At 64.2% G+C, this 22,500-nt stretch carries 18 protein-coding genes, 1 rRNA gene and 1 riboswitch (1 of these 20 only partly in view); of the genes, 10 read left to right on the top strand and 9 right to left on the bottom strand.

The features are described 5' to 3' along the window. Positions 1-1,149, bottom strand: a 16S ribosomal RNA gene (locus tag CWO91_RS28840) (it extends 340 nt beyond the left edge of the window). Positions 1,150-2,198: 1,049 nt separating this feature from the next. Here CWO91_RS28840 and CWO91_RS28835 point away from each other — a divergent pair. After that, complete coding sequence (locus tag CWO91_RS28835) at positions 2,199-4,262, top strand: M23 family metallopeptidase (protein ID WP_130218403.1); 2,064 nt, start codon at positions 2,199-2,201, stop codon at positions 4,260-4,262. A gap of 155 nt (positions 4,263-4,417) precedes the next feature. Next, positions 4,418-4,780, top strand: a complete 363-nt coding sequence (locus tag CWO91_RS28830; RefSeq protein WP_130218401.1) for an SPW repeat protein — start codon at positions 4,418-4,420, stop codon at positions 4,778-4,780. An 87-nt stretch (positions 4,781-4,867) separates the two neighbouring features. Here CWO91_RS28830 and CWO91_RS28825 read toward each other — a convergent pair whose 3' ends face one another. After that, positions 4,868-5,281 carry a hypothetical protein gene (locus CWO91_RS28825; RefSeq protein WP_128931232.1) on the bottom strand — a complete coding sequence of 138 codons (414 nt, stop codon included), beginning with the start codon at positions 5,279-5,281 and terminating at the stop codon, positions 4,868-4,870. 534 nt (positions 5,282-5,815) lie between these two features. Here CWO91_RS28825 and CWO91_RS28820 point away from each other — a divergent pair. After that, positions 5,816-7,447, top strand: coding sequence for a Vgb family protein (locus CWO91_RS28820; protein ID WP_130218399.1), 1,632 nt, complete (start codon positions 5,816-5,818; stop codon positions 7,445-7,447). An 86-nt stretch (positions 7,448-7,533) separates the two neighbouring features. After that, positions 7,534-7,800 (top strand): hypothetical protein, encoded by a 267-nt coding sequence (locus tag CWO91_RS28815; protein ID WP_130218397.1) that lies wholly within the window; start codon positions 7,534-7,536, stop codon positions 7,798-7,800. 181 nt (positions 7,801-7,981) lie between these two features. Here CWO91_RS28815 and clpB read toward each other — a convergent pair whose 3' ends face one another. Then, on the bottom strand, positions 7,982-10,621 hold the full coding sequence (gene clpB, locus CWO91_RS28810; protein WP_130218395.1) for an ATP-dependent chaperone ClpB: 2,640 nt from the start codon (positions 10,619-10,621) through the stop codon (positions 7,982-7,984). A 240-nt stretch (positions 10,622-10,861) separates the two neighbouring features. Between clpB and CWO91_RS28805 the strand changes: the two genes are divergently transcribed. Beyond that, complete coding sequence (locus CWO91_RS28805; protein WP_130218393.1) at positions 10,862-11,650, top strand: MOSC domain-containing protein; 789 nt, start codon at positions 10,862-10,864, stop codon at positions 11,648-11,650. A 122-nt stretch (positions 11,651-11,772) separates the two neighbouring features. Here CWO91_RS28805 and CWO91_RS28800 read toward each other — a convergent pair whose 3' ends face one another. Beyond that, a complete protein-coding gene (locus CWO91_RS28800; protein ID WP_130218391.1) occupies positions 11,773-12,429 on the bottom strand; it encodes a TIGR02594 family protein in 657 nt (218 codons plus the stop codon). A 215-nt stretch (positions 12,430-12,644) separates the two neighbouring features. On the opposite strand from CWO91_RS28800, the gene CWO91_RS28795 reads away from it, so the two are divergent. Then, positions 12,645-13,508 (top strand): alpha/beta fold hydrolase, encoded by an 864-nt coding sequence (locus CWO91_RS28795; RefSeq protein ID WP_130218389.1) that lies wholly within the window; start codon positions 12,645-12,647, stop codon positions 13,506-13,508. Between the two features lie 105 nt (positions 13,509-13,613). Here the strand turns inward: CWO91_RS28795 and metW are convergent, their stop codons facing one another. Together metW and metX are read right to left on the bottom strand one after the other, a co-directional pair. After that, the gene (metW, locus tag CWO91_RS28790; protein ID WP_165405773.1) at positions 13,614-14,276 is read right to left on the bottom strand and encodes a methionine biosynthesis protein MetW; all 663 of its coding nucleotides are present in this window, start codon (positions 14,274-14,276) and stop codon (positions 13,614-13,616) included. Position 14,277: 1 nt separating this feature from the next. Further along, entirely contained in the window at positions 14,278-15,480 is a 1,203-nt protein-coding gene (metX, locus tag CWO91_RS28785; RefSeq protein ID WP_130218415.1) for a homoserine O-acetyltransferase MetX, read from the bottom strand. A 94-nt stretch (positions 15,481-15,574) separates the two neighbouring features. Next, positions 15,575-15,654, bottom strand: a riboswitch (SAM riboswitch). Between the two features lie 182 nt (positions 15,655-15,836). Here metX and CWO91_RS28780 point away from each other — a divergent pair. The 3 genes from CWO91_RS28780 to CWO91_RS28770 are packed head-to-tail and all read left to right on the top strand — an operon-like array spanning position 15,837 to position 18,748. After that, positions 15,837-16,685, top strand: coding sequence for a chorismate mutase (locus CWO91_RS28780; protein ID WP_130218385.1), 849 nt, complete (start codon positions 15,837-15,839; stop codon positions 16,683-16,685). 33 nt (positions 16,686-16,718) lie between these two features. After that, positions 16,719-17,816, top strand: a complete 1,098-nt coding sequence (gene hisC, locus CWO91_RS28775; RefSeq protein ID WP_130218383.1) for a histidinol-phosphate transaminase — start codon at positions 16,719-16,721, stop codon at positions 17,814-17,816. Beyond that, positions 17,813-18,748: a prephenate/arogenate dehydrogenase family protein gene (locus CWO91_RS28770; RefSeq protein ID WP_130218381.1), complete on the top strand. Its 936-nt coding sequence runs from the start codon at positions 17,813-17,815 to the stop codon at positions 18,746-18,748. Before hisC ends, CWO91_RS28770 begins: the two co-directional genes overlap by 4 nt. A gap of 120 nt (positions 18,749-18,868) precedes the next feature. Here the strand turns inward: CWO91_RS28770 and CWO91_RS28765 are convergent, their stop codons facing one another. Next, on the bottom strand, positions 18,869-20,053 hold the full coding sequence (locus CWO91_RS28765; protein ID WP_130218379.1) for a DUF2125 domain-containing protein: 1,185 nt from the start codon (positions 20,051-20,053) through the stop codon (positions 18,869-18,871). Positions 20,054-20,163: 110 nt separating this feature from the next. Here CWO91_RS28765 and CWO91_RS28760 point away from each other — a divergent pair, with 110 nt between their 5' ends. Next, positions 20,164-20,775 carry a gamma-glutamylcyclotransferase gene (locus CWO91_RS28760; protein WP_165405772.1) on the top strand — a complete coding sequence of 204 codons (612 nt, stop codon included), beginning with the start codon at positions 20,164-20,166 and terminating at the stop codon, positions 20,773-20,775. On the opposite strand, the gene CWO91_RS28755 is transcribed toward CWO91_RS28760, so the two are convergent. Then, the gene (locus CWO91_RS28755; protein ID WP_130218375.1) at positions 20,772-21,545 is read right to left on the bottom strand and encodes a lysophospholipid acyltransferase family protein; all 774 of its coding nucleotides are present in this window, start codon (positions 21,543-21,545) and stop codon (positions 20,772-20,774) included. The genes CWO91_RS28760 and CWO91_RS28755 overlap by 4 nt on opposite strands. Before the next feature lie 21 nt (positions 21,546-21,566). Next, on the bottom strand, positions 21,567-22,271 hold the full coding sequence (locus CWO91_RS28750; protein ID WP_128931217.1) for a YdcF family protein: 705 nt from the start codon (positions 22,269-22,271) through the stop codon (positions 21,567-21,569). Positions 22,272-22,500: the final 229 nt, after the last annotated feature.

Raw genomic sequence — 22,500 nt, 5'->3', positions numbered from 1 at the left:
GAGGACTTGACGTCATCCCCACCTTCCTCGCGGCTTATCACCGGCAGTCTCCTTAGAGTGCTCAACTAAATGGTAGCAACTAAGGACGGGGGTTGCGCTCGTTGCGGGACTTAACCCAACATCTCACGACACGAGCTGACGACAGCCATGCAGCACCTGTGTTCCAGGCTCCGAAGAGAAGGTCACATCTCTGCGACCGGTCCTGGACATGTCAAGGGCTGGTAAGGTTCTGCGCGTTGCGTCGAATTAAACCACATGCTCCACCGCTTGTGCGGGCCCCCGTCAATTCCTTTGAGTTTTAATCTTGCGACCGTACTCCCCAGGCGGAATGCTTAAAGCGTTAGCTGCGCCACTAGTGAGTAAACCCACTAACGGCTGGCATTCATCGTTTACGGCGTGGACTACCAGGGTATCTAATCCTGTTTGCTCCCCACGCTTTCGTGCCTCAGCGTCAGTATCGGGCCAGTGAGCCGCCTTCGCCACTGGTGTTCTTGCGAATATCTACGAATTTCACCTCTACACTCGCAGTTCCACTCACCTCTCCCGAACTCAAGATCTTCAGTATCAAAGGCAGTTCTGGAGTTGAGCTCCAGGATTTCACCCCTGACTTAAAGACCCGCCTACGCACCCTTTACGCCCAGTGATTCCGAGCAACGCTAGCCCCCTTCGTATTACCGCGGCTGCTGGCACGAAGTTAGCCGGGGCTTATTCTTGCGGTACCGTCATTATCTTCCCGCACAAAAGAGCTTTACAACCCTAGGGCCTTCATCACTCACGCGGCATGGCTGGATCAGGGTTGCCCCCATTGTCCAATATTCCCCACTGCTGCCTCCCGTAGGAGTTTGGGCCGTGTCTCAGTCCCAATGTGGCTGATCATCCTCTCAGACCAGCTACTGATCGTCGCCTTGGTGAGCCATTACCTCACCAACTAGCTAATCAGACGCGGGCCGATCTTTCGGCGATAAATCTTTCCCCGTAAGGGCTTATCCGGTATTAGCACAAGTTTCCCTGTGTTGTTCCGAACCAAAAGGTACGTTCCCACGCGTTACTCACCCGTCTGCCGCTGACGTATTGCTACGCCCGCTCGACTTGCATGTGTTAAGCCTGCCGCCAGCGTTCGCTCTGAGCCAGGATCAAACTCTCAAGTTGGACTTGAACTTTGAACCGGCTGATCACAACGTTTGACGAGGTCCCACCATACTCGCGAAGCGATTCACATCGCTTGCGAACTGACCTCAATGAAGAGGTCATGGTGTTACCTTTGAAACGTGTACCGCCGAAGTCTTTCGTCCGGTCTCGATCAGAAAAGCCGAAGCTTTTCAGAAGCGAGACCCGCAAGGACTCCGCCGTCCACGTTTCTCTTTCTTCATCTTCACTTGTCAAACAGCCCGGGACCGTGGAGGCCCCAACCTTCCTGGGAGGAAGGGTTCCGACACCCTTACCGACGATGAATGAACTCCAACCGACTGGTGTCGATTGTTGTGTCACTCAACAAGGTGAGGAGCATCAGTGGCGCGTTCGCTCGCCTTGGTCAGTGACCCGGCGGCGCCGCGCTCAGTGGTTGGGTTTATAGGCCCCACCTTCCGAGCTGTCAACGCCAATCGTCAACAAATCGTCGCACAGTGGATTGGCTGAAAAATTCGCGCGATTCCAGTCGGTTAGCGGGGCGCGGGGCGCACGAAGGGAGCTTGCGCGGAGAAAAAACTGAAAAAAAGTTTGCGCCCCAGCGGGCTCCGGAGGGGCTTGGGAGGGCACTTGGGAGGGTGCCTGGGAGGGGCACCTGGGAGGGCACTTGGTCGGACGCCTGGGAGGCGGCTTGGGTACCCTTCCGAGGCGGCCTCCCGCGCCCGTCCCTTCAGGAAACTTTTCCATATTTGGCGCCGTACTTGAGCCACAATCCCGCGGCGTTCTGATAAGAGACAAGCTTGAATCGCGGGATGCCAGTGGGGGCTGCCGGCGGTTTTCATGGGGTCAGAGGAAGGCGATCTTGCAGATGACGCGGCCTTCTTCCGGCGTTCGAGAGACATCGAGAGACCTTTTTCCGTTTAGCTGTTCGTAATTTCGGCCGGCCCGTCATCGGGGCCTTCTGACCGCGAACGCCTATGCGGCTTGCCTTTTTCCTGCGATACGCCTCGAAGAGGGCGACCGGGAAAAGGCTCGAGGCGGGGTTTTTGGGTCGTTGAATTGGGGGACTTGGGTTGAACCACAGGACGTCACGCGGCGCTTACGGGCGTGAGACCGGGATCATCGATCTCGGCCACGAGCCGCCGCTGTCCGTCGATGGTTCTGAAGCTGCCGTCATCGACCGCCGCCGCGTCTCGGTACAATGGTTCAGCGGGACGATTCTGACCGGACTCTGCGGCGCGGCCCTGATCGGCGGCGCCGTTTTCGCGTCACTCGACGGCGAGATGACCTTCGCCAAGGTGCCGGAGCGGGTCGAAGGCGCGCTGCGCGGTGCATTCGGCGCAGCCGATCGCGCCGCCTCGCTGCACAAGAGCGACCGCCTGCCGCCGCCGAGCGAATCCACGGCTTCGCGCAACATCGTCCGCGTCTCCACGGTCGCCCGCGTCGGCAATCGCGACGTGATGCGGGTGCGCCCCTTCGTCCGCATCGCCGGCAATCTGTCGATGACGACGAGCGATCTGTCGGCGAAGATCCCGCCGTTCAACGCCCAGCGCCTGCTCACCGACGTCGGCTCCGATCCGAAGACCGCCTCCGACGATCCGAACAATCCGGAAGCGGTCGAACCCGACGCCGAGGTCTCCTTCGTCACCAAGGACCTGTCGCCGGTGCTGCCGAAGGCCAAGATCTCCGCGGTGGTGGCGCTCGACGACATCCTGATGCGGGTGCGTGATGCCGCCAATTGGCGCGGCAATGGCGGGGTGCGCTACGCCTCGCTCGCCAATGCCACCGCCGACGTCTCCGGCGCGACCGGGGCGTCCGACATGAAGATGGCCTATGCTACCGAAGTGTCGTCGTCCGACCCCTATGCCGGCTTCGAGACGCGCGTGGTGCCGGAAAACGTCACGCTGCTGCCCAAGACCAAGGAGCAGATCACCGGCGGCAATCCCAACGGCGAACGCGTCCACATGGTCAAGAAGGGCGACAGCGTCGCTGGCGTGCTGCGCGATCTCGGCGCCACCGCCGACGAGATCAAGGCGATCACCGCAACGCTCGGTCCGCGCGGCCGCGACGGCGGCCTGAAGGAAGGCGAGAAGCTGCGCATCCTGATGGCGCCCGCAAGCCCCGGCGCGCGGCTGCAGCCTTATCGCGTGGTGGTTGCAAACGACACCATGGTCGAGGCGATCGCGGCGCTGTCCGATCTCGGCAAATACGTCGCGGTCGACGTCTCCAGCATGAACACCGTCGCCGACGCTACGGCCAACGCCAACAGCGACGACGATGACGACGATGACGGCTCCGGCGTGCGGCTCTACCAGAGCATCTACGAGACCGCGATGCGCAACAAGGTGCCGATGCCCGTCATCGACGACATGATCAAGATCTATTCCTACGACGTCGATTTCCAGCGCAAGGTGCAGCCGGGCGATTCCTTCGACGTGTTCTACGCCGGCGAAGACGAGGGCGTGACCGCGAGCGAGAAGAACGAGGTGCTGTTCGCCTCGCTGACCGTCGGGGGCGAGACCAAGAAATACTACCGCTACCAGAGCCCCGACGACGGCGTCGTCGACTACTACGACGAGACCGGCAAGAGCGCGAAGAAGTTCCTGGTCAGGAAGCCCGTCAACAACGCCATCATGCGCTCCGGCTTCGGCGGGCGCCGCCATCCGATCCTCGGCTACGTGAAGATGCACACCGGCGTCGACTGGGCCACCGCCTACGGCACGCCGATCTTCGCCTCCGGCAATGGCATGATCGAGAAGGCCGGCCCCGAGGGCGGCTATGGCAAGTATATCCGCATCAAGCACTCCAACGGCTACGAGACCGCCTACGGCCACATGTCGGCCTTCGCCAAGGGCATGGAAGTCGGCAAGAAGGTGCGGCAGGGCCAGGTGATCGGCTTCGTCGGCTCATCCGGCCTGTCGACCGGCCCGCACGTCCACTACGAGATCCTGGTCAACGGCCGCTTCGTCGATCCGATGCGTGTGAAGCTGCCGCGCGGCCGGTCGCTGGAGGGCCCGATGCTCGCAAGCTTCGAGAAGGAGCGCGATCGGCTCGACGGCATGATGAGCGGTCGCGGCGGCGCCATCGCCCGCATGTCGGACGCAACCGGCGGGCCGCTGCAGGTCATCAACCGCTAAGCCAGCTGAGCGAACTTCGTGGCGAGGCGGCTTGCCGCGTCACATCAGGTGCCGCGCGTTCCGCTCCTTCATTCAATTTCGCTGGAACCGCAAGGAACACGCTGGACGGTGGCCCGGTTATTTTCGCATAAGGGGCGGAGCTAATGGAGGATGTCATGGAGAACTGGACGAACGCAAAATGGTGCGACGTCGCGAACCTGATCCTCGGCGCATTCCTGTTCTTCTCGCCCTGGATATTCGGATTCGATGCCGGAGCAGCCTCTCAGAACGCGTATGTCGCGGGCATTGTAATTGCGATCCTAGCCATCGCGGCGCTCGCAGCCTTCGCGGTGTGGGAGGAGTGGCTTAACCTGATCGTCGGCCTGTGGACGCTTATTGCGCCTTGGGTGCTCGGGTTCCAGGGCGCCAAGACGGCAATGACGGTGCACGTCGTGGTCGGCATCCTGGTGGCTGTGCTTGCTGCGGTCGAACTCTGGATGATGTCCCAGAACCCGCCGCGGCTGACGACAAGCCGGTAGCAAGCGAAGTCCCGTCCGCACCACGGCGCGGGCGGGGCCATTCTGCAGATATACTTCCGCCGTATCCGGCAATCCGGCGCCGGAGAGCTACGGCAGCGCCCACGCCCGCACGATCACGAAGACGATCCCGATCGCCGTCAGGCCGAACGAGACGGCCGCCAGCGGCAACAGGACGTCGATCGCGGCATGCGAGCCGCGAAGTTTTGCACCCCAGACCTTGAATTCGCCGGCCTCCCAGTCGTGCAGTGATGTCGGCCCCAGATGCGGCTCGTACGGCATCCGATACCTCCTCCAGAGCCGCGAAAGGGCCCAGGGCAGCAGGATCGCGACTACGAACAGCAACGTGACGAGGCCGAGGGAAAGACTGATGTCACTGCTGCGGTCAAACAGCACCCAGGCCATGAACGCGAACCATACGACAAGGCCGACCGCTGCCCCGTAGATCTTGGGATGAAGCTCGTCAAAGACACGATGATTGTGGGCGACAAGATCTTGTTTCATGGCAATATCCTGTGCTGCTCTGGGGGCAACCCCAGTCCACCGCACCAGTTTCATCAAATCGAACGGTTCCGGCGCCCCTCGTCGGGCTGGGACGATGGAACTGTTGGACGCTCAATCGCGATTGCCGCGCGGCCACTTGCTGGAAGGTCCGATACGCAAACCTCGAAAGACCGCGGCCGGCTCGAAGCGATGATGAGCGGCCGCAACGGCGCCATCACCCGGATATCGAATGCGAGTTGGAGGCGACGCGAGTGCTGTCTCTCTGACGTCTGATTCACTCAATGTCATTCCGGGGCGCAACGAAGGCGTGAGCTATGATGCGCAATTGCGCATCAGAGAATCCATTTGCCCGCGTACTCTGTGGCCCAATGGATTCCGGGCTCCCTCGCGCCGCTCGAGCCCCGGAATGACGGAATGAACTGTCGGAGTCACAACACTAGTGAAATGAAGTCGCTTCGCGGCGTTACAACGTCAAGTTTCGTTTGCCAAAGCGGCGTGACGGGCGAATACTTTCCGAAAATGGGAGGTCTCGCCATGAAGGACAGGTTCGCCTGCGCAGCCCTGGTTGCTGCAATTTTCTCCATCACGAGTGCATCGGCTGAGACATTGCCAGCAACCTGGGAGGTCACCAAACTCGTCCCGGGCTCCGCATTCCACGGCGTACATGGGCTCGGCATCGACAAGGCCGGCCATCTGTTTGCCGGCAGCGTCGCGGGCGCCGCGCTCTACGAGGTCGACATCGCCGGCGGTACCGCCAAGGTTGCAATCCCGGCTCCGATCGGAATGGCCGACGACATCGCGTTCGCGCCCGACGGCACCATGGCCTGGACCGGCTTCCTCGGCGGCGATCTCTATGCGCGCAAGGGCGACGGCCCGATCAAGAAGCTTGCCTCCGGCCTTCCCGGCATCAACTCGCTCGCCTTCCGCAAGGACGGCAGGCTCTACGCCACCACCGTCTTCCTCGGCGACACGCTCTACGAGATCGACGTCGAGGGCGTCAAACCGCCCCGCCAGATCATGGAGAAGATGGGCGGCCTCAACGGTTTCGAGTTCGGCCCGGACGACAAGCTCTACGGTCCGCTCTGGTTCAAGGGACAGGTCGCCAAAGTCGACGTCGACAAGGCCGAGCTGACCGTCGTCGCCGATGGCTTCAAGGTCCCGGCTGCGGTGAACTTCGATTCCAAGGGCAACCTCTTTGTGGTCGACACCGCGCTCGGGCAGCTCGTCCGCGTCGATCCCAAATCCGGCGCCAAGACCATGGTCGCGCAACTGAAGCCGTCGCTGGACAATCTCGCGATCGACGACAAGGACCGCATCTACGTCTCCAACATGGCCGACAACGGCATCCAGGAGGTCGATCCGGCGACCGGCCAGGCGAAGCAGATCATCATCGGCAAGCTCGCTTTGCCCGGCGGCATCGGCGTCACCTCGGACAACGGCAAGGATACCATCCACGTCGCCGACGTATTCGCCTATCGCACGGTGGACGGTGCCACCGGCGAGGTCACCGAGAAGGCGCGCATGCACGCCGCCGACGTCACCCTCGAATATCCGATGAGCGCGACGGCGAAGGGCAACGACGTGGTCCTGTCGAGCTGGTTCACCGGTACGGTGCAGGTGATCGACGGCAAGACCGGCGCCACGCGCGACATGCTGCACGGCTTCAAGGCCCCGCATGACGCGATCGTGCTCGCGGACGGCAACATTCTGGTGGCCGAGCTCGGCACCAAATCGCTGGTCAGGGTGAGCGGTGAGCATGGTAAGGATCGCGCCACGCTGATCGGCGATCTCGAGGGACCGGTGGGTCTCGTCGGCGGAGCGACCGGCGAGGTCTACGTCACCGAAGCCTTCTCCGGCGCCGTCTCCCGGATCGACAAGAACGGCGAAAAGACCGTGCTCGCCAAGGAGCTGAAAATGCCCGAAGGCATCGCGCGCGCCAGCGACGGCAAGCTGATCGTGGCGGAAGTCGGCGCCAAACGATTGATTGAGATCGCGCCGGAGACCGGCAAGGTGACGGAGATCGCGGCCAATCTCCCGATCGGCCTGACGGGGGCGCCGGGCGGCCTGCCGACCCACATCCCGACAGGCGTCGCGATCGGCGCGAGCGGCGTCATCTACTTCAGCTCGGACATGGAGAACGCGATCTACAAGGCGGTGAGGAAGTAACATTCGCCGGGCAAAACATGACCGGGAACCACGCGTGGGTTCCCCGGTTAGACGCTGACGGAAGCCGAGCAGCAGGAGGATCGCCCATGACGCGCCTCTCACGTGATGACGTCGTCAAGGCCGTGGACCGGGCCGATGATGTCACCATTGCCCAGATCATCGGAACCGGCGCAACCGTCGAGGAACTCGCCGAAGCCCAGGCCTGGCTCGCCAATGACGAGCCGATGATCAACGATCTCCGTCCGCTGGCGCAAGGCCGCGTGCGCGAGCTCGTGGATATTCTGTCGGAGCTCGAGCAGGTTGACGACGAGGAAGGTCCGGCCTCTCCGGGCTCCGCGTCCCCAGTCAGCTAAAGCGCGATGGGATTGGGATGAATCGTCATCGCGCTTTAGGTTATTGTTTGAGCATGATCTTTTCGGAAAACCGCTACGCACTTTTCCGGATCATGCTCTAGCCAGCAGATTCCACCAAACAATTCGCCCCGGAGAGGTGAACCTCTCCGGGGCGGCTTGTTGTTTCAGGTAGCAGAAGCGCTCAGTTCAACTTCCGCTTCGACACCGGCGCCTCGAACTGGGCGATCTCCGCGGTTTGCGGCGCCTTGCCGTTGAAGGTCAGCACGTTGCCTTCAGACGAGATCGCAACGCTGTCGCCGTCCCTGACGTCGCCGGCGAGGATCATCTCGGCGAGCGGGTCCTGGAGGTGGCGCTGGATCACGCGCTTGAGTGGACGTGCGCCGTAGGCGGGATCCCAGCCCTTGGCAGCGAGCCAGTCGCGCCCTGCGGCATCGAGCGTCAGCGTGATCTTGCGATCGGTGAGCAGCTTCTGCAGCCGCGCGAACTGGATCTCGACGATCCGGCCCATCTCGCTCTTCTGCAGGCGGTGGAACAGGATGATCTCGTCGACACGGTTGAGGAATTCGGGGCGGAAATGCCCACGCACCATTCCCATCACCTGCTCGCGCACGGCCGAGGTGTCCTCGCCCTCCGGCTGGTTCACCAAAAATTCCGAACCGAGGTTCGAGGTCATGATGATCAGCGTGTTGCGGAAATCGACGGTGCGGCCCTGGCCATCGGTCAGGCGGCCGTCGTCGAGCACCTGCAACAGGACGTTGAAGACGTCAGGATGCGCCTTCTCGATCTCGTCGAACAGCACCACCTGGTAGGGCCGACGCCGCACCGCTTCGGTGAGCGCGCCGCCCTCGTCATAGCCGACATAGCCCGGAGGCGCGCCGATCAGACGCGAGACCGAATGCTTCTCCATGTATTCGGACATGTCGAGGCGGACCATCGCGGTCTCGTCGTTGAACAGATACTCCGCCAGCGCCTTGGTCAGCTCGGTCTTGCCGACGCCGGTGGGCCCCAAGAACATGAACGAGCCGGTCGGCCGGTTCGGGTCCTGCAAGCCTGCACGCGAGCGGCGCACGGCGGTTGCCACCGCACGCACGGCCTCGGCCTGACCAACGACGCGCTTGCCGAGCTGCTCCTCCATCTTCAGGAGCTTCTCCTTCTCGCCTTCCAGCATCTTGTCGACGGGCACGCCGGTCCAGCGCGAGACCACCTGCGCGATGTGGTTGGCGGTAACAGCCTCCTCCATCATCTCGCCGGCGTTTTCCTTGGCCTCGATAGCCGCGAGCTTCTTCTCGAGCTCCGGGATCCTTCCATAGGCCAGCTCGCCGGCGCGCTGGAATTCGCCGCGCCGCTGGGCGTTGGCCAGCTCGACCCGCAGGCCGTCGAGCTCGGCCTTCAGCTTTTGGGCATCGGAGAGCTTGCTCTTCTCCGCGCTCCAGCGCGCCGTCAGCGCCGCAGACTTCTCCTCGAGCTCGGCAAGATCCTTCTCCAGCGTCTGGAGCCGGGTCTTGGAGCCCGGATCGCTTTCCTTCTTGAGCGCCTCCTGCTCGATCTTGAGCCGGATGATCTCGCGATCCAGCGAATCCAGCTCTTCCGGCTTGGAATCGACCTGCATCTTCAGCCGCGCCGCGGCCTCGTCCATGAGGTCGATCGCCTTGTCGGGCAGGAAGCGGTCGGTGATGTAGCGGTTGGACAGCGTTGCGGAGGCCACAAGCGCGGAATCGGAGATCCGCACGCCATGGTGCTGTTCGTACTTGTCCTTCAGCCCGCGCAGGATCGAGATGGTGTCCTCGACCGACGGCTCGCTGACGAAGATCGGCTGGAAGCGCCGCGCCAGCGCCGCGTCCTTCTCGACGTGCTTCTGGTACTCGTCGAGCGTGGTCGCGCCGATGCAGTGCAACTCGCCGCGGGCGAGCGCCGGCTTGAGCAGGTTGGAGGCGTCCATCGCGCCGTCGCCCTTGCCGGCACCGATCAGCGTGTGCATCTCGTCGATGAACAGGATGTAGCTGCCCTCGCTCGCGGTGACTTCCTGGAGCACGGCCTTGAGCCGCTCCTCGAACTCGCCGCGATATTTTGCACCGGCAATCAGCGCACCGAGGTCGAGCGAGAGCAGCTTCTTGTCCTTGAGGCTCTCCGGCACGTCGCCGTTGACGATGCGCAGCGCAAGCCCCTCGGCGATGGCGGTCTTGCCGACGCCGGGCTCGCCGATCAGGACCGGATTGTTCTTGGTCCGGCGCGACAGCACCTGGATGGTGCGGCGGATCTCCTCGTCGCGGCCGATGACAGGGTCGAGCTTGCCGTCACGCGCGGCCTGGGTCAGGTCGCGGGCATATTTCTTCAGCGCGTCATAGGCGTTCTCGGCGGTCGCGGAGTCCGCAGTCCGGCCCTTGCGTAGCGCCTCGATCGCCGCATTGAGATTTTGCGGGGTGACACCGCCCTTGTTGAGGATCGTGCCGGCCTCGCTGGTCTTCTCCAGCGCAAGACCGAGCAGCAGCCGCTCGACCGTGACAAAGCTGTCGCCGGCCTTCTCGCCGGCCTTTTCGGCCGCGTCGAAGGTGCGGGCGAGCTCGGGCGCCAGATAAATCTGGCCGGCGCCGCCGCCGGAGACCTTCGGCACCTTGTTCAGGGCGTCCTCGGTCGCCTTCAGGATTGCACGGGAATTGCCGCCGGCTCGGTCGATCAGGCCGGAAGCCAGCCCCTCAGTGTCGTCCAGCAGGACCTTCAGCACGTGCAGGGTGGAGAACTGCTGGTGCCCCTCGCGCATCGCAAGCGACTGCGCGGACTGAATGAAGCCCCTGGAGCGTTCGGTGTATTTCTCGATATTCATGTCTTTTCTATCCCTCGGCCTGCCCCTGGGGCCCTCTCAGGCACCCCAAATGGCATCTTCACTGGGTTTCCGATTACCGCATTGACGTTTCTCAACCGGTAACGGGTCTCTTTTGCCGGCGTGGCCGCCGGCCTGAGGCAAATGTGGGAAGCGGGTTGCGGATGCGAAAGAGGCGAGTTCACAATTTCGTGCGCTCATGAGCCGCTTGGCGCGGGCCCGTCGAATCCCCTAAGTAGCGGCATGACAGCCAGCCGCACCGCCGAGATTACCGGCCTCTACCGCTACCCGATTAAGGGCCTGACACCGGAGCGCCTGACCCGCGTCGCCTTGCGGAGCGGCCACACCCTGCCCGCCGACCGCCGCTACGCCATCGAGAACGGGCCGAGCGGGTTCGACCCTGAGGCGCCGCAGTGGAAGCCGAAAATCCAGTTTCTGATGCTGGCGCGCAATAAGCGGCTGGCGTCCCTCGACAGCCGGTTCGACGACGCGACCAACCGCCTGACCATTCGCAAGGACGGCCAGATCGTCGCCAGCGGCGATCTCGAGACCGCTGCCGGCCGCGCCGCCATCGAGAGCTATTTCAGCGAGAACTTTCAGCCGGAGCTGAAGGGACCGCCGAAGGTCCTGTCCGGCCGCGACCACAGCTTTTCCGACGTCGCCCGCAAGGTCGTGTCCATCATCAATCTCGACAGCGTCCGCGCCATCGAGACCATGCTGGGCGGCGCCGCAGTCCACCCCCTGCGCTTCCGCGCCAATCTCTACCTGAAGGGCTGGCCGGCCTGGTCGGAGCTCGACCTCGTCGGCCAGACGCTTGCGATCGGTGACGCCCGGCTGAAGGTGGTCAAGCGCATCGTCCGCTGCCCGGCCACCAATGTCGACCCTGTCACCGCAAAGCGCGATCTCGAAATCCCGCCCACGCTCTCGCGCAATCTCGGCCACATGGACTGCGGCATCTATGCCGAGGTGATCGAAGGTGGCGAGATCGGCGTCGGCGATGCAGTCGCGGTGGAAGAGCCGAAGCTGGTGTGACGAGGCACCGCTGCCGTAGGGTGGGCAAAGCGAAGCGTGCCCACCCTTCCTGCTAGCGAACGCTGACGCACCACCGGTGGGCACGGCGCTCTTGCGCCTTTGCCCACCCTACGGCTACGTCGTCAATTCGGCATCACATACGCATAGATCCGGCCGCGCGAGACCGGCGTCTCTCGGACGCGGTTGCCGTTGTTGCCGGAGATCATGATCGGATTCCCCTTGGCATCGACGCCGGTGATGATGCCGACATGGCCGCCCCGGCCGCCGCGCGACATCACCGCGATGGCGCCGACCTGCGGACCGGAGACGCTCGTGCCGTAGCGCGCGAACGAGCTCGCCATGTCGGAGCCGGTGCCCTGATGCCCGGTGTGCTGCAGCACCATGTTCATGAAACGCGCGCACCACAGGCTGCCGCGTCCGGTCGGATTGCCGCCGAGATAGCGGCGCGCCTCGGACACGAGGCCCGATCCGCCGCCAAAGCCGCCGCTGCTCATGCCGTTATTGGCCATGCCGCCGCTATTGGCGTTGGGATCATAGCTCGCCTGGGTGTTGGCGAATCCACTCGCCTGCAACTGCGTCGCGCTGCGCTCGAAGCGCGAGCTGCGTGCATGGTGGCGGTAGTGATGATGTCTGGCGTGATGCACGTAAACGTGCCGCTCTGCGCTATGACGATGATGCGGCCGCGCTGAGGCCGGAGAAACGAATACGGCGACTGCCGCGAAGAAGAGCGCCAGCGCGACAACACAACGCGACAGGCGATACGCAAACAACTCAAACATTCTTCATCCTTGACTGACACCCCCACTTCCCGCCGGCCCGTGCGGCGGCCGACATCCGAAAGGCCGTTAAGCCGCCCGATGTGGCGAGAAAAAGACGCCGCGTCGGCGAATAGCTGCGATGATTTTGCGTCAATACTCATCTGATGCTGCCGCATTGCGGACAACAGCATTAACTGCGATCCTCTAAATGCAGCATGAAGAGAGGGAAACGGTTAATGCCCCACGCCATGACCAGGGATGACGTCCGCATCTATTTCGAGGAAGCGGGCCAGGGATCGCCGATCATTTTTCTGCACGAGTTCGCGGCCGACTACACCAATTGGGAGCCGCAGATGCGCTACTTCTCGCGCAGCCATCGCTGCATCACTTACTCTGCGCGTGGCTATACGCCCTCGGACGTGCCCGATGGCGAGGTCTATACCTACACGCATTTCTACACCGATGCGCTCGCGGTGCTCGATCATCTCGGGATCGAGCGCGCGCATCTCGTCGGCCTGTCGATGGGAGCATACTCGTCGCTCCAGATCGGGCTCAACGCGCCGCGCCGCGCGCTGTCGATGACGCTGGCCGGCGTCGGCTCGGGCTCGGAGATCGAGAACCTCGACGCCTGGCGCAAGCAGTGCCGCGCCAATGCCGAGCAGTTCGAGACATCAGGCTCCGCGGAAGTCGCAAAGGTCACGCGCGAGGCGCCGAGCCGGATTCCCTTCCTGGTGAAGGATCCGCGCGGCCACGCCGACTTCTACGCCGCGCTGGCGCGGCACGATGCCAGCGGCTCGGCGCGCACGATGCGCGGCTTCCAGGGCGGCCGTCCCTCGATCTACACGATGACGGACGCGATCAAGCGCGCCTCAACGCCGGCGCTGATCATCTGCGGCGACGAGGACGACCCGTGCGTCGGCCCGAGCCTGTTCTTGAAGAAGCACCTTCCGGCGGCTGGGCTCACGATGTTTCCGAAGTCGGGCCACGTGCTCAATCTCGAGGAGCCCGCGCTGTTTAACGAGAGCGTGGAGCGGTTCGTCACGCTGGTGGAAGCGGGCCGCTGGCCGGTGCGGGATGCGAGGTCGGTGGCGGCGGGTTAGCGCGAGATCGCCGCATACGCCGTCATTGCGAGCGAAGCGAAGCAATCCAGGGCCTTTCCGCGGAGGGATTCTGGATTGCTTCGCTTCGCTCGCAATGACGAGAGACTACTTTCCTCCGCCGCGGCTCAGCAAGAACACGCCCTGCTCGCCGAACATGTTCCACACCCACCACGGCAGGTTCAGCGGCACCGGGCGGCCGTAGAGGTCGAGCGCCACCGAGCGCTCCATCTTGACGTTGATCTCGTCGCAGAGCTCGACGAAATCCTTGATGGTGCAGAAATGAATGTTGGCGGTGTCGTACCAGGTCGCCGGCAGGTTCTCCGTGCGCGGCATGTGGCCGCCGATCAGGAGCTGGAGCCGCATCTTCCAGAAGCCGAAATTCGGGAACGAGACGATGGCGCGGCGGCCGATGCGCAGCAGGTTCTCCAGCACCACCCGCGGCTGCCGCGTCGCCTGCAGCGTCTGCGACAGGATCACGTAGTCGAAGGCATCGTCGGGATAGTTGACGAGGTCGGTGTCGGCGTCGCCCTGCACCACCGCGAGCCCCTTGGCGACGCAACGGTTGACGCCCTCGCGCGACAGCTCGATGCCGCGGCCGTCGATGCCGCGGGTCTCCAGCAGCTGGAGCAGATCGCCCTCGCCGCAGCCGACGTCGAGCACCTTCGAGCCCGGCTTGACCATCTCGGCAACGAGCAGATGGTCGGCACGAAACTGACCGGGCGGCCCGGCCGCAACGCCATTCAGCGGCAGCACTTCCTGTACGGACATTCTAGCCACCTTTGGCGTCGAGACCGCGTGCCTTGCCTGCCGATTGCAGGAAGGCGCGCGAGATGTCGAAGAATTCGGGCACGTCGAGCAGGAAGGCGTCGTGGCCGCGATCGGTCTCGATCTCGGCGAACGACACCCGCGCGCTCGACGCGTTCAGCGCATGCACCAGCGCGCGCGATTCCGAGGTCGGGAACAGCCAGTCGCTGGTGAAGGACACCACGCAGAAGCGGGTCTTGATGCCGGCAAAAGCCTTCGCCAGCACGCCACCATGATCGGCGGCGATGTCGAAATAATCCATCGCTCGCGTCAGATAGAGATAGGAGTTGGCATCGAAGCGCTCGACGAAGGACGAGCCCTGGTAGCGCAGATAGGACTCGACCTGAAAGTCGGCATCGAACGAGAAGGTCGGCAGCTCACGGTCCTGCATGCGGCGGCCGAATTTTCGGTGCAGCGCGGCGTCGGAGAGATAGGTGATGTGCGCCGCCATGCGTGCCACCGCAAGGCCGCGATGCGGATGGATGCCGCGATCGGCATAGCCGCCATTGTGCCAGTCGGGATCGGCCATCACGGCCTGGCGGCCGAGCTCGTGGAACGCGATGTTCTGCGCCGAGTGCCGCGTCGAGCAAGCAATCGCCAGTGCGGAGTACACGCGACTCGGATAGGCCGCGGTCCATTGCAGCACCTGCATGCCGCCCATCGACCCGCCGACGACCGCGAACAGCGTGTCGATGCCGAGCCGGTCGATCAGCATCGCCTGCGCGCGCACCATGTCGGGGATGGTGATGACAGGGAAGTCCAGACCCCAGACCTTGCCGGTGGCGGGATTGATCGACGCCGGCCCGGTCGAGCCCATGCAGCCGCCGATCACGTTGGAGCAGATGATGAAGTAGTGCTTGGGATCAATGGGTCGACCGGGGCCGACCAGCGTCTCCCACCAGCCGGGCTTGCCGGTGACGGGATGCACATTGGCGACATGCTGGTCGCCGGTCAGCGCATGGCAAACCAGAACGGCGTTGGAGCGATCGGCGTTCAATTCGCCATAGGTCTGGTAGGCGATCTGGAAAGGCGACAGATCGATGCCGCAATCGAGCCGCAGCGGCTGATCGGCGCCGAAACGCATAACCTGCGAACTCGGATGATCGACCTCGTGTGACCGATCATCGGTGCTGATCGCAGGACTCGGTATCGACTTGACGCTACCCATTTTGTTGACCATCGACCTCGTTTGCGATCGGACTTCAGATCGCAGTGACATCAGGCCATGAAAAACCCGGCCTGAACGATAGGTTCGGCCGGGATCGGAAGCGTCCCCGGCCTGTTTAGCGAGTTTTTTAACGTGGCTGCAAGCCGGCCGGCTCAAATGACCACGGAACAGGCAAAAACTACCGTCTTGGGCGGTTTTCGTCAAGTCGCGGCCCGGGTCGACCGGATTTGCCTCCGAGCGGTTGATCGAAAAGGCCGTCATTTCTCTTTGCTTTCGCTGCCTATCCTGCCTAATCAGGATAGACCGCAGTTGACCGCTTTTGCGGATCGGCACCTCTCAACAGCCCTTTGTCAGTCATGTCCCAACGTCCGCCCGCGCCACCATCGCTTCAGGAATTGCGCAAGGAGATCGACGCGATCGACGAGGGCATGCATCGCCTCCTGATGCAGCGCGGCGACATCATCGACCGCCTGATCCAGGTGAAGCAGACCCAGGAGGTCGGCTCGGCGTTCAGACCGGCGCGCGAGGCCGCCATGATGCGTGACCTCGTGCAGCGTCATCGCGGCATCCTGCCGCTCGACACGGTCGAGAGCATCTGGCGCGTGATCATCTCCACCTTCACCTATGTCCAGGCGCCGTTCTCCGTGCATGCCGACATCTCGGTGAGCGAGCCGGCCATGCGTGATTCCGCGCGCTTCCACTTCGGCTTCACCGTGCCTTACGTCGCGCATTTCAGCGCGCAGGCGGCGGTCGAGGCGGTGGCGAAGTCCAAGGGCGATCTGGCGCTGGTCTCGGCCACCTCGAGCCGCACGCCGTGGTGGCTGTCGCTCGAGGAAGAAGGTGCGCCAAAGATCATCGCGCGGCTGCCCTTCGTCGAGCGCGCCGACCATCCAGCCGCGATGCCCGTGTTCGCGGTGTCGCGGGTCGCCGACAGCGCCCTGGTGACGGAGGTCGAGACCTTCAGCGTCCGCGTTTCGGGATGGAACGCCGAGGTCGCGCGCGCCCTGTCGCCGCTCGCCGAGATCGTGGCGGTGCCCGATACCGCCTTCGATGGCGCCGCACTGCTGGTCTCGGTCACCAGCGCGACCAGCATCGACAAAATCAAGGCTGCCCTGATCGAGGCGGGGGCCTCGGTGCGCTCCACGGCCCTCGTCGGCAGCCACGCAACGCGCTATACGGTGCCCCCGACCGGGCCGAAATCGTAAGTCGCGAGCCGTCCCGCCAATCCGGAGTTGAAGATGTCCCGCCCCGTGCCGAATCCCGGCATTCTCGATATTGCGCCCTACACGCCCGGCAAGAGCCCGGTGCCGGAGCCGGGCCGCAAGGTGTTCAAGCTCTCGGCCAACGAGACGCCGTTCGGGCCCTCGCCGAAGGCAATCGAGGCGTTCAAGCACGTGGCCGAACATCTGGAAGACTATCCCGAAGGCACCTCGCGCGTGCTGCGCGAGGCGATCGGCCGCAGCTTCGGTCTCGATCCCAACCGCATCATCTGCGGCGCCGGCTCGGACGAAATCCTCAATCTGCTCGCGCACACCTATCTCAGCCAGGGCGACGAGGCGATCTCCACCACCCACGGCTTCCTGGTCTACCCGATCGCGACGATGGCGAACGGGGCCAAGAACGTGGTCGCGCCTGAAACGCACTTCACCGCCGACGTCGACGCCATCCTCAAGGCCGTGACACCGCGGACAAAACTGGTCTGGCTCGCCAATCCCAACAACCCGACCGGCACCTACCTGCCGTTCGACGAGGTCAAGCGCCTGCGCGCCGGCCTGCCGTCGCACGTGTTGCTGGTGCTGGATGCCGCCTATTGCGACTACGTCTCGCGCAACGATTACGAGATGGGGATCGAGCTCGTCGCCACCACCGAGAACACCGTGGTGACGCACACCTTCTCCAAGATCCACGGACTTGCGGCGCTGCGCATCGGCTGGATGTTCGGCCCCGAGCACATCATCGACGCGGTCAACCGCATCCGCGGTCCCTTCAACGTGTCGACGCCGGCGATGTATGCCGCGGTCGCCGCGATCGAGGACACCGCGCACCAGGCGATGTCGAAGCAGTTCACCGAGACCTGGCGAAATCGGCTGACCGAAGAGATCGGCAAGCTCGGGCTGAAGGTGACGCCGAGCGTCGCCAATTTCGTGCTGATCCACTTCCCGACCGACAGGGGCAAGACCGCGGACGATGCCGACGCCTTCCTGACCAAGCGGGGCCTGGTGCTGCGCGCGCTGAAGAATTATGGCCTGCCGCACGCGCTGCGCATGACCATCGGCACCGAGGAGGCCAACCGCCTCGTGATCGAGGCCCTGCGCGACTTCATGGCCGGCAAATGAGCGCGCAGGCGCACTTCCAGCGCGTCGCGCTGATCGGCTTCGGCCTGATCGGCGGCTCGATCGCGCGTGCTGCGAAGCTCCAGGGCTTAGCTGGCGAGATCGTCACCACCGCGCGCTCGGAGAAGACGCGCGCGCGGGTCGTCGAACTCGGCATCGTCGACCACGTCGTGGCGACCAATGCGGAAGCGGTGAAGGATGCCGATCTGGTCATCCTCTGCATTCCCGTCGGCGCCTGCGGCGAGGTGGCGCGGGAGATCGCCGCGCATCTCAAGCCGGGTGCGATCATCTCCGACGTCGGCTCGGTCAAGGGCGCGGTGGTCAGGGATATGGCCCCGCATCTGCCGCAGGGCGTGCATTTCGTGCCGGCGCACCCGGTGGCGGGCACCGAGCATTCGGGCCCGGATTCCGGCTTCGCCGAGCTCTTCATCAACCGCTGGTGCATCCTGACGCCGCCGGAAGGCGTCGATGCGGCTGCCACCGATCGCCTGCGCGCCTTCTGGGCTGCGATGGGCGCCAAGGTCGAGGTGATGACGCCGGATCATCATGATCTCGTGCTCGCGATCACCAGCCACCTGCCGCATTTGATCGCCTACACCATCGTCGGCACCGCCGACGAGCTGGCGCAGGTGACGGAATCGGAGGTGATCAAATTCTCCGCCGGCGGTTTTCGCGATTTCACCCGCATCGCGGCGTCCGATCCGACGATGTGGCGCGACGTCTTCCTCGCCAACAAGGAAGCCGTGCTGGAGATGCTCGGCACCTTCACCGAGGATCTCGCCAAGCTCACCCGCGCGATCCGCCGCGGCGACGGCGAGGCCCTGTTCGACCACTTCACCCGCACCCGCGCCATCCGCCGCGGCATCGTGGAGATCGGCCAGGATTCGGCCGCGCCGGATTTCGGCCGGCCCCATGCGGCGCTGAAGAAGCCGTAGCGCCTTGTCATTCCGGGGCGCCCGACGGGCGAGCCCGGAATCCATTGGGCCACAGCGCACGCGGTGAAATGGATTCCGGGTTCGATGCTGCGTATCGCCCCGGAATGACGAGGCAGCTCTTCAATACAGCGGTGGAATCTGGCCGACCTTGACCGGGCCGAGCAGCACGGCACCGTCGACGAACTTCAGCGGGAAGCTTCTCGCCTTCTTGCCTTCCAGCGTGCTCTCGGTGCCGATCGAATTGATGCCGGCGGCAACGCCGGCGTTGGCGTTCTGCTTGATGACCTTGCCGAGGCCCGGAACGGCGCGGTCGAGGGCGCCGAAGAGATTGTTGAGGTCCTGCGACTTCACGCCCGGCGCGACGCGGTCGAGCGTTGCCTGCGGCACGCCCTCCTCCAGCATCTTCTCGATGCCGAGCGCCGGGATCACGCGTTCGAGGCCCGCCACGGTCATCTGCAACTCGCCGTCGAGCCGGCCATTGGCCGAGAGACCGAGCGTGCCGGCAGCAACCGCGATCATCTCGCCCTGCTGGATCCGCGACTGCACGATCTCGATATGGCCGCCGGCGGCCTGGATCTCGCGGAAGCGCTGCGGCCAGGGTTTTGGCGTGAGATCGGTGAGGCCGGTGACCTTCGCGCGCGTGTCCGCCTCGAACGGCTCGGCGAGCAAGGGATGAACGCCTTGGATGCTGCCTTGCGCGACATGGACCACCGTCTCGATCACCGGGTGATCGGACGGCGATCCGTCCGCGAGGCGGCCGTGCAGCTCGACCTGCTTGGCGCGCGCGAGCGGCACCTGCACGCTGCCGTCGAGACGGTTGAGGCTGGGATCGTCGAACACGATGGAGGCGCGATCCGGCACGGCCGGCAGACCGACCACGCTGGCGCGACCCTTGCTCCAGTTGACCACGAAGGTGTTTTGCGTGACGCCGTCGGTCAGCGTCGCCGGCGCGGAGAACTCGGCGATGACGAGCTTGGGGTCGTAGACCTGGGCGACGACCAGGATGTTGTCGAGCTTCGCCGTGAACGGCGTCTTGCTCGCATTCTGCGACACCAGGGCGACGCTGGCGCCGGAGCACTGGACCTCGAAGCGGAACGGGAAGCCCGCGATCGAGCGCTTGGCGCAATCATAGATGCGTCCGGATTTGGCCTCCTGCGCGCGCCAGGCGTCTGCGGCGATTTCGGCCTGCGACGCCGCATAGAACCAGAAGCAGCTCCAGGCGACGGCGAGGATCAGGACGAGAATGGGTGCGATGAAAAGGCCCCAACGGGAGCGGCGGCCTGCGGCAACGGTCATATTGGACATGCGGCGACCCTTTGACCCCGGATTTTGGCAAATGTAAGCGAGGCCGGCCCCCGACGAAAGGCGGAGAATTCGCTTCGCTTGGGGGCACGGTTCTGGTAGCCGTGCCCGAAATGTCGGAAATCCCCCTCCCCTCCGTCACCACAGCCAAGGACGACCTCTGGGTGTTCGGCTACGGCTCGCTGATGTGGCGGCCGGGCTTCGAATTCGAGGAGCGCGTCTCGGCGCGGCTGGTCGGCGAGCATCGCGCGCTCTGCGTCTATTCCTTCGTGCACCGCGGCACGCCGGAGAAGCCGGGCCTGGTGCTCGGGCTCGATCGCGGCGGCGCCTGCCGCGGCATCGCCTTCCGCGTCGCCGAGAAGAACCGCACTGAGGTCGTCGCCTATTTGCGGGCACGCGAGCAGGTCACCTCGGTCTACCGCGAGGTCATGCGCTCGGTGTGGCTGGAGAACGATGCGCGCCAGCGTGTGTCCGCACTCACCTATGTCGTCGACCGCGGCCATGTCCAATATGCCGGCCGGCTGTCGCTCACCGAGCAGCACCGCCATGTCATCCAGGGCCATGGCCAGTCCGGCGCCAATCGCGACTACGTCACCGCGACGGTGAAAGCGATCGAGGCCGAAGGCTTTCGCGACACGCAGCTGCACCGGCTTGCGACGATGCTGCACGGTGATGCGCATTCCCTGCACGCGCCGGCGCCCGTCGAAGATCGAGAGAATCGCTAACTCTCCGACGGCGCATAGCTCGGCGCGGAGCCGATCAACTGCTCCTGCTCTTTCCGGCCGGCTTCGACGAGACGGCCGGTCGCGTCTTCGATCGCCGTCTGCACGCGCGCGAGAAACTCGTCCTTCGGTAGGCCCGCCGGCAGTGGATTGAGGAATTCCACCACCAGCGTGCCGGGATAGCGCATGAAGGTGCGGCGCGGCCAGAACAGGCCGGAATTGAGCGCGATCGGCAGGCACTGCACGCCGCAGGAGGAATAGATCTGCGCAAAGCCGGTCTTGTAGTGGGGGGCAGCGCCCGGCGCGCGGCGCGTGCCTTCCGGAAAGATCACGAGCTGACGGCCGCTGCGCACGGCCACGCGCGCCCGCCGCGTCATGTCCAGCAGCGCCTTCACGCCGGCATTGCGGTCGATCGCGATCATGCCGGTCTTGACCAGGAACTGACCGAAGACCGGGATCTGCATGAGTTGACGCTTGAGGATGAAGATCGGACGGTCGAAGAAGCCGGGCAAGACGAACGTCTCCCAGAACGACTGGTGCTTGGCCACGATCAGCAATGGCCCCTGCGGAATCTTCTCGACCCCGCGGAATTCGACCTTGATGTTGCAGATCACGCGCATCAGGACCAGCGTCGCCCTCGCCCACCATTCCGCGACCGTCAGCATGGCGCGCGGCGGCAGCGCAAAGGTCGGCAGCGCCACGATCGCCAGGCATACCAGCACGGCGTAGAACAGCACGTTGAACACGAGCGAGCGCAGGAAAATCAGAAACATCGACGATCCGATCATTGCCGGTCAATTGGCCTGTGCGGTGGCGGGCCGCTTCGGCTGCAAGCCGGAAGGCTGCTCCGACACTTCGGGCGAAAGGTCAATCCCGAAATTCTCCAGCCGCACTCTGGCCTCGGCCGCGACGTACTTGGCATATTCCGACAGCAGCAGCCGCAACGTCGACGGCGAAGTCCACCACGGCTCCTCGCGCCATTTGTCGCCGACGACTGCGAACGGGATCAACGTCGTCTGCGGCATCGCGTGCGAGAATTCCACCAGCGCGCGCGGCATGTGATAATTCGAGGTGACCACGATCAGCGATTTGAACCGGCGCCCCTCGGCCCAGCGCCGCGCCTCCGCCGCATTGCCGCGAGTCGAGAGCGCGGTGCGGTCGAGGTCGACGCAACAGGTCATGAAGGACTGGTTCTCCGGCAGGGTCCGGGAGATATCGCTCGCCGTCGAGGTCGGATGCACGCCCGAGATCAGGAGCCTCCTGCCGTAGCCGGCAGCGAGCAGCTCCATCGCGTCCGATACCCGCGAGGACCCGCCGGTCAGCACCACGATGCCGTCGGCCTTGCGGTCCGGCACCATCTCGGCGCCGCGCAATTGCGACAGGAACGCAACGAAGCCTGCTGCCGCGCCGACGAAGGCAAGCGCGATCGTCGACACGATTGTCGCGCGCAGCCAGCCGCGCGGCAGTTTCGGCGATCGATCTTCGGTCGGCGAGGTCATGCGATGTCGGTGATCCCTTCCCTGAGGTGATTTTAAGACGTTTTGAGGCGAAGTGGAGTCTGGTTTGACGGGCTCAATCTGCGATGGACAACAACGCTATCCGCGACGGCGGCTACGCTCCCTCGCCCCGCTTGCGGGGAGAGGGTTGGGGTGAGGGGGACTCTCCGCGGGGACGGAGACAGTTGGACTCGCGGAGAGTCCCCCTCACCCGGAATCCGCGCCTTCAGCG

Origin of the sequence: Bradyrhizobium genosp. SA-3, from assembly GCF_004212635.1 — a bacterium.
Taxonomy (GTDB): Bacteria; Pseudomonadota; Alphaproteobacteria; order Rhizobiales; family Xanthobacteraceae; genus Bradyrhizobium.
This window is presented reverse-complemented; position numbering and strand designations above follow the sequence as displayed.